Source organism: Georgenia sp. M64 (assembly GCF_038049925.1).
Taxonomy (GTDB): domain Bacteria; phylum Actinomycetota; class Actinomycetes; order Actinomycetales; family Actinomycetaceae; genus Georgenia.
In genome coordinates this window covers 1,413,204-1,426,695 of sequence record NZ_CP145809.1, presented here as the reverse complement: position 1 = coordinate 1,426,695, position 13,492 = coordinate 1,413,204, and the positions used below count along the sequence as shown (strand labels likewise).

The 13,492-nt window shown below is 72.5% G+C and carries 10 protein-coding genes; 3 read left to right on the top strand and 7 right to left on the bottom strand.

Annotated elements, in window-relative coordinates:
- Nucleotides 1-109 precede the first annotated feature (109 nt).
- Both AAEM63_RS06425 and AAEM63_RS06420 read right to left on the bottom strand, forming a co-directional pair.
- Nucleotides 110-1,642 carry a catalase gene (locus AAEM63_RS06425; RefSeq protein ID WP_341360790.1) on the bottom strand — a complete coding sequence of 511 codons (1,533 nt, stop codon included), beginning with the start codon at nt 1,640-1,642 and terminating at the stop codon, nt 110-112.
- A gap of 136 nt (nt 1,643-1,778) precedes the next feature.
- Nucleotides 1,779-2,204 carry a Fur family transcriptional regulator gene (locus AAEM63_RS06420; protein ID WP_341360789.1) on the bottom strand — a complete coding sequence of 142 codons (426 nt, stop codon included), beginning with the start codon at nt 2,202-2,204 and terminating at the stop codon, nt 1,779-1,781.
- 467 nt (nt 2,205-2,671) lie between these two features.
- On the opposite strand from AAEM63_RS06420, the gene AAEM63_RS06415 reads away from it, so the two are divergent.
- A complete protein-coding gene (locus AAEM63_RS06415) occupies nt 2,672-4,567 on the top strand; it encodes a DUF222 domain-containing protein (RefSeq protein WP_341360788.1) in 1,896 nt (631 codons plus the stop codon).
- 45 nt (nt 4,568-4,612) lie between these two features.
- On the opposite strand, the gene AAEM63_RS06410 is transcribed toward AAEM63_RS06415, so the two are convergent.
- Entirely contained in the window at nt 4,613-5,518 is a 906-nt protein-coding gene (locus tag AAEM63_RS06410; RefSeq protein ID WP_341360787.1) for a D-hexose-6-phosphate mutarotase, read from the bottom strand.
- A gap of 154 nt (nt 5,519-5,672) precedes the next feature.
- Nucleotides 5,673-6,134: a hypothetical protein gene (locus tag AAEM63_RS06405; protein ID WP_341360786.1), complete on the bottom strand. Its 462-nt coding sequence runs from the start codon at nt 6,132-6,134 to the stop codon at nt 5,673-5,675.
- A 232-nt stretch (nt 6,135-6,366) separates the two neighbouring features.
- Here AAEM63_RS06405 and AAEM63_RS06400 point away from each other — a divergent pair, with 232 nt between their 5' ends.
- Both AAEM63_RS06400 and AAEM63_RS06395 read left to right on the top strand, forming a co-directional pair.
- A complete protein-coding gene (locus tag AAEM63_RS06400; RefSeq protein WP_341360785.1) occupies nt 6,367-7,389 on the top strand; it encodes an aminoglycoside phosphotransferase family protein in 1,023 nt (340 codons plus the stop codon).
- Nucleotides 7,390-7,418: 29 nt separating this feature from the next.
- Nucleotides 7,419-8,759 (top strand): AI-2E family transporter, encoded by a 1,341-nt coding sequence (locus AAEM63_RS06395; protein ID WP_341360784.1) that lies wholly within the window; start codon nt 7,419-7,421, stop codon nt 8,757-8,759.
- Between the two features lie 111 nt (nt 8,760-8,870).
- Here AAEM63_RS06395 and AAEM63_RS06390 read toward each other — a convergent pair whose 3' ends face one another.
- The 3 genes from AAEM63_RS06390 to AAEM63_RS06380 form a co-directional block, all read right to left on the bottom strand.
- Nucleotides 8,871-9,314 (bottom strand): hypothetical protein, encoded by a 444-nt coding sequence (locus AAEM63_RS06390; RefSeq protein ID WP_341360783.1) that lies wholly within the window; start codon nt 9,312-9,314, stop codon nt 8,871-8,873.
- Nucleotides 9,315-9,439: 125 nt separating this feature from the next.
- Nucleotides 9,440-9,625: a DUF6191 domain-containing protein gene (locus AAEM63_RS06385; protein ID WP_341360782.1), complete on the bottom strand. Its 186-nt coding sequence runs from the start codon at nt 9,623-9,625 to the stop codon at nt 9,440-9,442.
- Between the two features lie 112 nt (nt 9,626-9,737).
- Entirely contained in the window at nt 9,738-13,310 is a 3,573-nt protein-coding gene (locus tag AAEM63_RS06380) for an error-prone DNA polymerase (protein WP_341360781.1), read from the bottom strand.
- Nucleotides 13,311-13,492 lie beyond the last annotated feature (182 nt).

Here is a 13,492-nt window from a genome sequence, read left to right as displayed (position 1 = left end):
CCGTCGGCAGGGAATGCAGACCAGCCCAGCCTGGCGCCGTCGTCGTCACGCGGCACGGGCCGGGCCCGGCGACCAACGAGGGTCGCCGGGCCCGGGTGTGCGCCGGGGGTCAGCCCGCGTGCGTGACGGCGTCGGCCACCGCGGCCTCGGCGCGCTCGGGCTCGTCGGAGCCGGCGCCCGGGCTGTCGTCGGTCCGGCCCGCCCGGTAGGCGGCCTCGATGCGCTCGCCGATCTCGGCGTCGACGGCCTTCCAGTACGCGAAGGCGCGGGAGAGGACCGGCTCGACCACGCCGCCGGCCAGGTGCCCCGCGACGGTCTGCACGAGCCGCTCACGCTGAGCGTCGTCGTAGACCTCGCGGACGAGGATGCCCGGCTGGGTGAAGTCGTCGTCCTCGGGGTGGAGCGAGTAGGCGCTGCGCACCATCTCGCCGTCGGACTCCCAACCCTCGACCACGGGACCGGTCTCGTCCGACCAGCCGCGTCCGAAGGAGTTGGGCGCGTACACCGGCGCGGTGCCGGTGTGCTCGTAGGTCATGTTGCCGTCGAAGGTGTAGGAGTTCGTCGCCACCTTCGGCTTGTTGACGGGGAGCTGGAGGAAGTTGGTGCCGATGCGGGCCCGCTGGGCGTCCGCGTAGGCGAAGACCCGGCCGAGCAGCATCTTGTCCGGGGAGAACCCGATGCCCGGCACGGTGTTCGACGGCGCGAACGCGGCCTGCTCGATCTCCGCGAAGAAGTTCTCGGGGTTGCGGTTCAGGGTCATCGTGCCGACCTTGATGAGCGGGAAGTCCGCGTGCGACCACGTCTTGGTGAGGTCGAAGGGGTTGACCCGGTAGGTCTTGGCCGCCTCGTACGGCATGACCTGGACCGACATGACCCAGCTCGGGTGGTCCCCGCGCTCGATGGCGTCGTGGAGGTCGCGCCGGTGGAAGTCGGCGTCGGCCCCGGCGAGGCGCTCGGCCTCGTCGTTGGGCAGGTTCTCCAGCCCCTGCTGGGAGTGGAAGTGGTACTTGACCCAGAAACGCTCCCCCGCGGCGTTGACCCACATGTAGGTGTGCGAGCCGTAGCCGTTCATGTGCCGCCACGTCTTGGGCAGGCCACGGTCACCCATGAGGTAGGTGACCTGGTGGGCGGACTCGGGGTTGCTCGTCCAGAAGTCCCACTGCATGGTGTTGTCGCGCAGGCCGGAGCCCGGCATGCGCTTCTGCGAGCGGATGAAGTGCGGGAACTTCATGGGGTCGCGGACGAAGAAGACCGGGGTGTTGTTGCCGACGAGGTCGAGGTTGCCCTCGGCGGTGTAGAACTTCAGCGAGAAGCCGCGGACGTCGCGCCAGGTGTCGGGCGAGCCCTGCTCGCCGGCCACGGTGGAGAACCGCGCCAGCATCTCGGTCCGCACGCCGGGCTGGAACAGGGCGGCCTTGGTGTAGCGGCTGACGTCCTCGGTGGTCTCGAAGACGCCGAACGCGCCGGCGCCCTTGGCGTGGGGGTTGCGCTCCGGGACGCGCTCACGGTTGAAGTGGGCGAGGGTCTCGACGAGCTGGACGTCGTGGAGCAGGAGCGGGCCGTTGCTGCCGACCGAGAGCGAGCTGCGGTCGCTCACGGCGGGGGCGCCGGCGCCCGTGGTGGATCCGGTGTCGTAGGTCAATTTCTCTCCTTCGTCGGTACTGCTGGGAAGTCGGAACGGTGGGTGGGCGGCCGGTGAGCCGCGGTGTGGTGCGCGACCGGTCACCGGCGCGGCGGCGCACTCGCGCGCATGGCTGCGGTTCAGGCGCGGAGGGCGGTCAGCGGGCGGACCCTGCGAGACAGGCGGGGCACGTGCCCCAGTAGGTGACCTGGGCCTGGTCGATGACGAAGCCCTGGTCCGTGCTCGCCGTGAGGCAGGGTGCGTGGCCGACGGCGCACGGGACGTCCGCGACGGCGCCGCACCCGCGGCAGACGACGTGGTGGTGGTTGTCCGCGCGCGCCAGCTCGTAGCGGCCCGGCGAGCCCTCGGGCTCGATCCGCTCGACGAGACCGGCCGTGGTCAACGCGCGCAGGACGTCGTAGACCGCCTGGGTCGAGACGGCACCGAGGCGTTGGCGCACGGCGGTCCCGATCGCGTCCGCGTCGGCATGAGGGTGGCCGTCGAGGTGCTCGAGGACAGCGACCCGTGGCGCCGTGACCCGAAGTCCCGCAGAGCGGAGCAATTCCGGAGGAGTGACGGCCATAACGCCACTCAACCACCTTTTCTGGAACCGTTCAAGTTTGAGAGTACGTGGCCGTCGCCGAGGGGAACACCTCACTGACCAGCAATGACGCCTCGTGATACGAGTCCGAGAGCGTCTCGTCTGGCGCCGGCTCCGACATCCGCGTCAGCCGCGGTCCACACCAGCCGGGGTCGATGTCAGTGCCCTGGTCTAGCGTTCTTCGTACAGCGGTTCGACGTCGAGATGAGGTGGTCGAGGTGGTGGCCGAGATGACTCGCGAGCCCGCGGGCCGTGACGAGGATGCCGTTTGTCGCACCGACGCCGACACCGCTACCGCCGACGAAGCCCGTGCGGACGCAGCCGGCACCGATGCCGCCGACGAAGGCCGCACCACTGCGGCCGTCGGAGCTGGCACCACTGCCGCCGACAGAGCTGTCGAGTCGACCTGGCCGGAGTGGGACTGCTCGGGGGTTGCAGACTGCTGCCTCGTGGCCCGCGTCGGTGGGGTGTGCGAGCACCTGGCGGGGGACGCGGAGGAGACCATCGCGCAAGGCAGCGCGGACTGGGATGCCGAGGTGGCACGTCTCTCGGGACTGATCACCGAGGCGAAGATCGAGGGCGACCAGGCCTCGGTGGACTGGCTGCTGGAGTACTGCGCCGGGGTGGAGGAGTCGCCCGAGCCGGAGAACGAGCCCACAGTGGCCGAGATCGAGGCGATGGACCGCTACACCGGCCCGCCCCCGGTCAACCCGCCCCTGGGTCAGTCCATCAGGCCAGCGGCGTGGCAGCAGATGGAACCCGACTCGTCCCTGGCGGCGCTTCTGGAGGACATCGACGTCACCCAGGTCGACCCCTACCAGGCGGTGGAGATCGTCGCGGCGTACAAGCGGATGGAGAGCTGGGCGGCCGGCATGGCGGCACTGGCCGCAGCCGCCCTCGCAGAGAAGGACGGTATGTCCACGGCGCCGCTGGTGGGTGACCCCCGCCCCGTCCGCAACGGGACCCCCGAAGAGCTCGCGATCCGCCTCGGTACCACCCGCACCCAGGGCCAGAAGCTCGTCCGGCTCGGTCGGGCGATGACCGAGACCTTCGCGCCGACCGGCGACAAGCTTCTCGCCGGGGAGATCGACGTGGCGAAGGCCGAGGCGATCGTGTCCCACCTGTGGAACGCCTCGGCGCAGGTCGCCTGGCTCGTCCAGGACGAGATCCTCGGCGACGCCCCCGGATCGACCGTGCACCAGCTCACCCGGCAGATCACGAAGACCCTCATCGCCGTCGACCCGGACGACGCCACGAACCGCCACCACCGCGCCGCCCGCGAGCGCCGGGTCACTCATCCCGCCGCGTTGCCCGACGCCATGGCGTCGGCGACCTTGACCGGCCCGGTCCACGAGCTCGCCGCGTTCGACCTCGTCCTGGACGCCGCGGCCGCGGCCGCCAAGGCGGCCGGCGACCGACGCACCCGTGACCAGCTGCGGTACGACGCCGCCATGGTCATGGCTCAGCAGGCCCTCGCCACCGGTTGGATCGGTGCACCCCCGCCCGATCAGCAGGACTCAGCGGCGAGTCGCGCCACGAGGACGACGAGTCGGACGACCGGTTGCACCGGGTGGGCCATCCCACGCATCGAGGGCGCCTTCACCTCCACGCCCCGACCCATGCGCCTGGCCCAGGCAGCCGGAGGCAGGCTCCAGATCGACGTCACCATCCCTCTGTCCCTCCTCATGCAGGATCCGGCCACGACCGCCACCGGCGACGCGACTGCCGCCACCACCAACCCGTCGGGCACGAGTGCCCCAGACGGCCCGGAGGCCGGCGCCACAGCCGGCCCTGGTGCTCCGCCCGGCGGGCAGCAACCGGCCAGCCCCGCCGATCCCGCGGCCGGGCCCCGGGGCGGTGACGACGAACCGGAACCGCTCATCTGGCCCGACCCTGCCCAGGTCGCGGAGCTGCGCGGCTACGGTCCCATCACGCCGGATGTTGCCCGCGCCCTGGCCACCGGGGGCGTCTGGCGCAGGCTCGTGACCGATCCCCTCACCGGAGGACTGCTCGACGTCGGCCGAGCCCGCTACCGTCCGCCGCCGGCACTGGCCGCGTTCATCCGGGCGCGCGACCGGACGTGTGTCTTTCCCGGCTGCACGGCGCCAGCCGCCATGTGCCAGATCGACCACACCCTGGCCTGGTCGCAGGGAGGCCGCACCGACCGAGACGACCTAGGCCCCCTGTGCGAGGGCGGTCACGTCCTCAAGACCGACGGCCTGTTCACCGTCATCCAACCCTCGCCCGGCACCTTCGAGTGGACCACACCATCGGGCCACCGCTACCGGCGCGAGATCAACGGCACCACCACCCGACTGCCCCGCGCCGGCGTCCCCGCCTACTAGGAGCAGTACCTGAACGGGCTGGTGCTCGGGCAGGACCTCAGCGGGTCAGGCGTGGCTCACGGCGTACGTCGCGGACATCGTCCGGGACTCACCCGGCGCCAGCACGACGGCGTTGTCCAGGGCGTTCGCCGTCTCCACGCAGACCATGGTGGGCCACTCCGCGTCGTCGTAGTCGGGCATGGCGGCAGCCTTGGCGGTCCACGGGTTCCAGACGACGGTGTCGGCCGAGCTCTCCTTCGACACCCTGATCGAGCGTGCCCTCGCCGGGTCGACGACCACCGCGGCCCCGCTCGAGTGGTAGACGCGGTCGGTCTCGCCCGTGAAGATCACCGGACCGTCCTGCGTCTTCAGGTCGGGACCGCCGTCCGGCGCCTTGTCCAGGTACTGAGTGCCGTCGAGGCCCTCGACGGTGACGGCCGTGACGTCCTGCACGTGGAGGTAGGTGTGCAGCGCCTCCTCGTAGGAGTACTCCTCGTCGCCGGGGTTCCGCACGGCGAGGGAGAGCGTGAGCTCGCCGCCCATGACCACCGTGTACGTCGCCTCGAACGGGTGGGCCCACTTCTCGGCACCGGCCGATCCCTCGACGTCCTCGTGGCCGAGCCGGAACGTCAGCGTCACCACGCTGTCGTCGTCGCTCGCCCCGACGAGCCGCCAGTCCGCGAGGCGGGCGAAACCGTGAGCGGGGCTCATCCCGGGCTCACGTCCCGGACCGAACCACGGGAAGCAGATCGGCACGCCGCCGCGGATGGGCTCCGTGGGCGCGAACCGTGACGCCTTGCTCATCCAGATCACCGGGTCGTGGCCCGCCGGCACCCACGACGTCACGTGGGCTCCGTGGAGATACACCTCCCCCTCGGCCAGCGGGGTGGAGATCCGGAGGGCGGGCAGCTCCCCGCTCGCCTCGACGAGGGTGACGGAGGGCGGGAGATCGACGCTGATCGCGGTGGTCATGGTTCCGACGCTAGACCCGCTCCCCCTGGCCAACCACCTGTTGCACGATCTTGTCGGAGGGCGGCAAGGGCCACCCGCCACATGCAGTGACGAGACCTCACGACGAGCAGACCCCTTGCCAGCCCGTGGAGCGTCGCGTCGGGAATGGTCGTCCTCAGAGGCCGGGACCCCGACCGAGCTGGGCGTCCTCCTCCTGCTCGTCGATGAAGGCGCTGAGGATCTCGCCGGAGAGCTTGTCGATCCGCTTTCCGATGTGCTCCTCCTCGCGGGTGGCGGTCTCCTTGCCCATGGCGCCGAGGACGGAGATCGAGGCGTCGATCTTGTCGAGCTGACGGCGCCACTCCTCGGCGTGCCTGGTCTCGCGCGCGTCGTCGGCCGAGGCGTGGAGGTAGGCGACCTGGTCCCGCAGGATGTTGACGCGGCGGCGCAGTCCCTCGGACCCGTGGCCGGACTTGCGCGCCTTCGCCATCCGGTTGACCTGCGTCTGGACGACACGGAAGACCTCGGGGTTCTCCTTCATGGCCTTGGTGAGGGTCGGTCCGAACTTGCGCACGACCTCCACCACGGTGGGCCCGGCCACCATCGCCAGCTTCATGATCCCGCTGATCTTCGCCACGGTCGTTCTCCTTCTTCTCGCACTGGCGGCCCTGCCGTCCGGCCCTGCCGTCGGGTCCCGCCGTCTCGGTCCTGCCGTCCAGCCTGCCACGGCGCAGCGCCGACCGCGCCCCGCACCCTCCCAGTCGTGCCCGTCCCAACCCGAGAACGTCGTCGCGCTCGGGCGGCCACCATGTCGACCGAGGACTCGTAGGCTCAGCTCGTCCGCACCTGCACCGAACACTGGAGCACCCGTGCCCGAGCGCGACCCCGACCAGGATCCCCGGGACCGCGCCGACGCCCGCGTGGACCGCGACACCTCCGCCGCGGCCGTGCCGATCCCTTCGGCGCTGCGTGACGTCGGCAGGACACCTGCAGGCCGGGCCTGGCTCGAGAGCCTCCCGGGACTCGTCGACGCTGCCCGCACCCGCTGGGGCCTTCAGCTCGCCACCCCCTTCTCGACGGGGCAGACCGCGTGGACCGCCCCGGCCCGGACCCGCCACGGCGAGGAGGCCGTCCTCAAAGTCGTCCTCCCGCACGAGGACGCGGCCGGTGAGGCGGAGGCGCTCGAGCTGTGGGCGGGCGTGCCGGTGGCGGCGGCGGAGCTGCTCGGCCGCGACGGTTGGACCCTGCTCCTGCGCCGATACCGGCCCGGCCACACGCTCGAGGACGACCCGCAGCTGCGTGAGGAGCGGGTCGAGGCACGCCTCGAGGTCGCCGCCACGGTCATGGGCCATCTTCACGTCGGGCCGACGGAGAACCGTCCGCCATCGATCCGGGACCTCACCTCGGTCACCCCGGACCTGGCGGATCTGCTGCGTGAGCGCGCTGGGCGCCACGCCCACGTCCTCGCCGCCGATCCCGGGCTGCTCGCCGCGGCCGCCGACCTCCTCGACGAGCTCCCGAAGGAAGCCCGTCGTACGGTGCTGCTCCACGGCGACCTCAACCCCCGCAACCTCATCGCCGACGACGACAGCGGGATGCGCCGGTGGGTGGCCATCGACCCCAAACCCTTCGTCGGCGACCCCGCCTACGACCCGTGGCCGCTGCTGGCCCAGCTGTCCGACCCGTTCCGGGAGCCCTCACCGGTGGCGGAGCTGCGCGCACGGACGCGGGTGGTCTGCGCCGTCGTCGAGATGGATCCCGACCGCGTCGCGGCCTGGGCACTGGCCCGGACCTGCGGGTCCGCCCTCTGGCGGGTGTCAGAGCGGGGAGATCGGGACGGTGCGCTGGTCGAGCTGGAGCAGGCGCGTGTCTGGTCGCGTCTCGCGGGCTGAGAGGGTGCCGGTGCGGCACACTGAGCGCGATGGCATCGATGGGTGATCGGTCGCGCAGGCTGCTGGGCCAGATGGGCCGGCAGCTCCGCCGCGCGCCGCTGCGCTACCGGCCCTCGCGCCCGTCGTCCGTCGACCAGGTGGTGGCCCAGCCGCATGTCGCGGCGGACACCCGGCCGCCGCTGACGCTCACGATGCCCGCCCGGGCCATGCGCCCGTCGACGGCGGGGAGACTGTCCGTCCGGCGGATGCCCGAGCGCGCCGCCCATGCCTCCTTCCCCGACGACGGCGTGCCGAGGTGGCTGCGCAAGTACGGCACGATCGCGTGGTTCCTCATCGGCGTGGTCATCGTCGTCGGGATGGTCGTGTTCGCGACGTCGCGGATCCAGGCGGTCTTCATCGCGGTGTTCCTGGCACTGGTCGTGACCTCCGTGCTCGACCCGGTGGTGACCTCCCTCGCCCGGCACATGCCACGACCGCTGGCGACGGTGGTGAGCCTGCTGCTGTCGTTCGCGATCGTCGCGGGGATGTTGACCTACGTCATCTCCTCGGTGGCCGGGCAGTGGGAGTCCCTCGCCACCCGCTTCAGCGACGGCATCGACACGATCCTGGAGTTCTTCGAGACCGGCCCGCTGCCGTTCCACTTCAGCCAGGCCGAGATCAACGACGCCATCAACGAGGCGATCGCCGCCGCGACGAGCTATCTCCAGGAGAACGCCACCGATCTCGTGGGTCAGGTCCTCAGCAACGCCGGCTCCGTCGCGCTGGTCTTCACCGTGCTGGCCCTGAGCCTGTTCGTCACGATCTTCTTCCTCGCCCGCGGCGAGGTGATGTGGCGCTGGTTCCTCACCCAGCTGCCCGCCCGCAACCGCGAGCGGACGAACGTCGCAGCGACCGCAGGCTGGTACACGTTCTCCGGTTACGCCCGGGGCACGATGATCGTCGCCTTCGCCGACGCGCTCATGGCGTTCACCCTGCTCACCATCGTCGGGGTGCCGCTCGCCGCGCCGCTGTCGGTGCTGGTCTTCATCGGTGCGTTCATCCCGCTCATCGGCGCGCCGATCGCCATGATCGTGGCAGCGGTCGTGGCGCTGGCCGCCGAGGGCTTCGTGGCCGCCCTCATCGTGACGATCGGCGTGGCGCTCATCGGTCAGATCGAGGGGCACATCCTCGAGCCGCTCGTCATGGGCAAGCAGGTGTCGCTGCACCCGGTGGTCGTGGCGCTCGGCGTCACGGCCGGTACCTTCCTCAGCGGCCTCCTCGGCGCGATCATCGCGATCCCGCTCATCGCCGTGACGTGGGCGGTCTACTCGGCCCTACGCTCGGTCGAGCCGCCGCTGGACGACGAGCTCGACGTATCCGTCCGGGTCTGAGAACAGTCCGTGCACGCGTCACGGCCCGAGGCGCAGCCACGCGCGCCTGAGCCGCAGCCGAGCGTAGGCGCGGCAGACGTGCCCGGTTGTCCGGTTCGACCGCCTCCGTCGTCAGACGACGCCGGGTGGCAGCTGAGAGAGGAGCCGCTCGAGACCGCCGGTCCGCAGGTAGTACACCCACGCCACGACCGCCACGAGCACCAGCAGCCCGAGCAGGGTGGCGATCCAGCCGAGGGTCCGTCCGACCGTGCCCGACCTGCCCAGGGACTCGGCCCTGTTCCCCTGCCAGATCGCCAGCGGACCGAAGATCAGCGGCAGCCAGGACATGGCCAGGATGCCGAAGGCGAGGGAGAGCTGGACGGCGGTGTCGGCCTTCCGAGTCTTCTCGGCGGAGAGTGCCGTGCCGCTGGCGGCAGGCGCATAGGCTGCGACGCCCGACTGCTGGCCGAACGTCGGCGGCTGGTAGGCCGACGGCGGCTGCGCCGGTCGGGCGCCCGGGTCGGGTTGCGCGTACGGGTTCGGCGGGGCCGCGGCCTCGCGGTTCGACTCATGCATGCGCGAGCGCTCTCTCTCGGTCCGTGGGGTTGGTGCTTGCGGTAGGAAACCACACCGTGGGGGCAGAACACGTGCGTTTGGCGCGGTGTCGGATCAGGGCGTCAAGCGTCGGTTGCGGCGCCAGGTCAGGCATCGTCGCCGGCGGCGGCGGCGTTTGCCTGGGGCGGGTCGATGTACGCCACCCCCGCCTCCAGGTCGATCCCGAACGGCGGCGCGGCCGAGCCTGGGATCTGCACCTCGTGACGGCGGCGCTCCCGTTCCTCGAGCAGGTGGCGAAGCCCTGGCTCGAAGATCATGAAGACCTCGGACACACCGTCAACCTACGCGCGGCCGCTGCTCATCGGAAGGGTGGCGGGGTGCACGGGAAGGGTCGCGGGGTGCACGGGGTGCAGGGGCGCGGGGTGCTCGAGAGGTGCTGCGGGCTCAGTGAAAGTCCCGCGAGGTCGAGGCCACCCGGAGGCTCAGCGGCTCGAGGTGGTCCGCGACGAGGTTGGTGACGCCGTCGGCACGCTCGAGGGTGCCGCGCACCACCAGCGCCGCGGAGGTCCGGGCCACCTGGCGGTAGCGGCTCCACAACCCCGCCGAGCACACCACGTTGAGCAGCCCGGTCTCGTCCTCCAGCGACAGGAACGTCACCCCGCCGGCGGTGCCCGGACGCTGGCGGTGCGTGACCACCCCGCCGACCCGCAACCGCTCCCCCGGCGTGCACCTGTCCAGCTCCCCCACGGCCAGCACCCCCTCGGCCCGCAGGTCCTCCCGGCGGAACTGGGTGGGGAAGGTGTCCACGGAGACCCCGGTGGCCCACACGTCGGCGACGGCGGTCTCCACCGGGTCCATGACCGGTAGCCCCGGGGCGTCGGCGCCGACGGCGGTCCCCGGCAGCGGCGGCTGGTACCAGCCGGACGGGGCACCGGCGGGCTGTGCAGCTCTGGGACGACCGTGTGACGCAGCACCAGGACGACCGGATCGAGCGGCCGCCGGCAGGCCGGCCTGCGTGGCACCGGGACGGCCGGACTGCGCGGCCGGACGACGTCGCGGCCTCGTGCCGTGCCGGGTGCCGTGCTCCCCGGCGAGCACTCCGGCGGCCCACAGCGCCTCACGACGCTCGAGCCCGAAGCAGCCCAGCGCCCCGGCGGTGGCCAGGGCCTCGAGCTGGGCGGCGCTGAGGTCGACCCGGCGGGCGAGGTCGGGCAGGTCGGCGAACGGGCCGCCGCGCTCGCGCTCGGCGACGATCCGCTCCGCCGTCGTCTCCCCGATGCCGCGTACGGGGGCCAGGCCGAGCCGCACCGCCAGGTGGGGGTGCGGGCGGACGAGATGGGCGACGACGGAGGTCGGCGCGGAGCCGCCGCCGACGGGGACTGACGTGGAGCCTCCGTCGGCCACGCGCTCCACCCCCGCCAGTGCCGCGGAGGCAGCGACGTCCGCCCGCAGCACCCGCACGCCGTGCCGTCGGGCGTCGGCGACCAGCGACTGCGGGGAGTAGAAGCCCATCGGCTGGGCGGCGAGCAGCGCGGCGAAGAAGGCCTCAGGGTGGTGGACCTTGAGCCAGGCGCTGGCGTAGACGAGGTAGGCGAAGGAGAAGGCGTGCGACTCGGGGAAGCCGAAGTCGGCGAAGGCCTTGAGCTTGTCGTAGATCGTCTCGGCCACCGGGCCGCTCACGCCCTTGCCGGCCATGCCCTGGAGGAGCCGGCCGTGCAGGGCCTCCATCCGTTCGGTCGAGCGCTTGGAGCCCATGGCCTTGCGGAGCTGGTCGGCCTCGGCGGGGCTGAACCCGGCGACGTCGATCGCGATCTGCATGAGCTGCTCCTGGAACAGCGGCACCCCGAGGGTCTTGGACAGCGCCGGCTCGAGGAGGGGGTGGAGGTAGGTGACCTTCTCCCGGCCCAGGCGCCGGTTGATGTAGGGGTTGACCGAGTCACCCTGGATGGGGCCGGGTCGGATGAGGGCGACCTCGACGACGATGTCGTAGAAGTTCTCCGGCCGCAGGCGCGGCAGCGTGGCCATCTGGGCGCGCGACTCGACCTGGAAGACGCCCACCGTGTCCGCCGCCTGCAGCAGGCGGTAGACCGCGGGATCCTCCTGGGGCAGGGAGTGCAGCCCGAGCGTCCCGGGCGAGGGGGACGGGGGGACCGACGCGGCGACAGCAGGCGCACCGGCGGCGCCCGACGGCGCGTCATCGGCGTCGTAGCCCGGCGCGTTGACGGCGTCGAAGGCCAGCCGCAGGGCGGTGAGCATGCCCAGGCCGAGCAGGTCGAACTTGACCAGGCCGGCGTCGGCGCAGTCGTCCTTGTCCCACTGCAGCACGGTGCGACCGGGCATGGTGGCCCACTCCACGGGGCAGACCTCGATGACCGGCCGGTCGCACAGCACCATGCCGCCGGAGTGGATGCCCAGGTGCCGGGGCAGGCGCAGCATCTGCTCGGCCACGTCGATGACCGGCTCGGGGATCCCGGCGAGGTCGTCGGCCGGTGAGGCGGCCCGCCCGTCCCGGGTGCGCATCTCGCGACCGGACTGCCCGTCGTCGGGCCGGCGCAGGCTCCCCCACCGCTCGATGGACTTCGACCACGCGTCCTGCTGCCCGACGTCGTACCCCAGGGCCCGGGCGGCGTCGCGCACCGCCGAGCGCGGCCGGTAGGAGATGACGTTGGCGACCTGCGCCGCCCGGGTGCGCCCGTAGCGCTCGTAGACGAACTGGATGACCTCCTCGCGCCGGCCGGACTCGATGTCGAGGTCGATATCGGGCGGGCCCGAGCGGCCCGGGGAGAGGAACCGCTCGAAGAGCAGCCGATGCTGGACGGCGTCGACGGCGGTGATCCCCAGCGCGAAGCACACCGCGGAGTTGGCCGCCGAGCCGCGCCCCTGGCACAGGATGTGCCGGGACCGGCAGAAGTCGACGATCTCGTGGACGATGAGGAAGTAGCCCGGGAAGTCCAGGTCGACGATGACCTCGAGCTCGTGCTCGATCATCGCGTACGCACCCGGCACGCGCTCCGCCCCCCGCGGGCCGTACCGCTCGGCGGCGCCGCGGTAGGTCAGCTCCCGCAGCCACGTGGCCTCGGTGTGCCCGGCCGGGACGGGGTGCGGGGGCAGGTTGGGGGCGACGAGCTGGAGGTCGAAGGCGCACTCGGCCGCGAGCGCGACCGACGTCGGCACCGCGCGGGGGTGACGACGGTGCCGGGCGGCCATCTCCGCCGGCGAGCGCAGGTGGGCCGGGGAGGCCGGCAGCCAGCCGTCGATCTCCTCCAGGGACGCCCGCGCCCGGGTCGCGGCCAGGACGTCGGCCAGGGGCTGGTCCGCCGGCCGAGCGGCGTGCACGCCCCCGGTCGCCACCAGCGGCAGGCGCGCCCGCTCGGCGAGCTCGGCCAGGGCGTCGGCGACGGCGGAGTCGAGCGGGGCGCCGTGGTCGGTGATCTCCACGGCGACGTTGTCGCGGCCGAACAGCGCGGCGAGGCGGTCGAGCTCGGCGCGGGCAGCACGCGCCCCCTCCGCCGTCGGCGCGCCGCCGCGGCCCGACTGCAGGGCGCGGCGCACCGCCCCCTTGCGGCACCCCGTCAGGACCAGCCACTCCCCGGCGGCGCGGGCCGCGAGGTCCTCGAGGTCGTAGTCCGCACGGCCCTTGGAGCCGGCGTTCAGGTGGGCCTCGGCGATGGCGGTGGAGAGCCGGGCGTACCCCTCCGGCCCGCGGGCGAGGACGAGGAGGTGGGTGCCGTCGGGGTCGGGCCGGCCCGACAGGCCCGGGACCCCACCGGGACCCTCGTGGGCGCCGGCGCGCCCGGTGGTGCCCAGGCCGAGCTCGGCGCCGAGGACGGTGGGCAGGCCCAGCCCGCGGGCGGCCTCGGCGAGGCGGACGACGCCGTAGAGCCCGTCGTGGTCGGTGAGTGCCAGGCCGGACAGGCCCAGCCGGGCGGCCTCCGCAGCCAGCTCCTCGGGCGCGCTGGCCCCGTCGAGGAAGCTGAAGGCCGAGTGCGCGTGCAGCTCGGCGTAGGCGTCGACCATCACACCATCCTATCGAACAATCGTTCGACAGAACATGACTGGGCGGGCTCCCCACCCTTGCCGCAACCACCCTCCCGCACCTTCCCCCAGCCCCGGGGTGCGCGCCTCCGACCTCCTTCCATCGGCGCGGCGGCCACGGCGGGTACCGTTGTTCTTCCACCGGTCACCGTCGGTTCACCGAC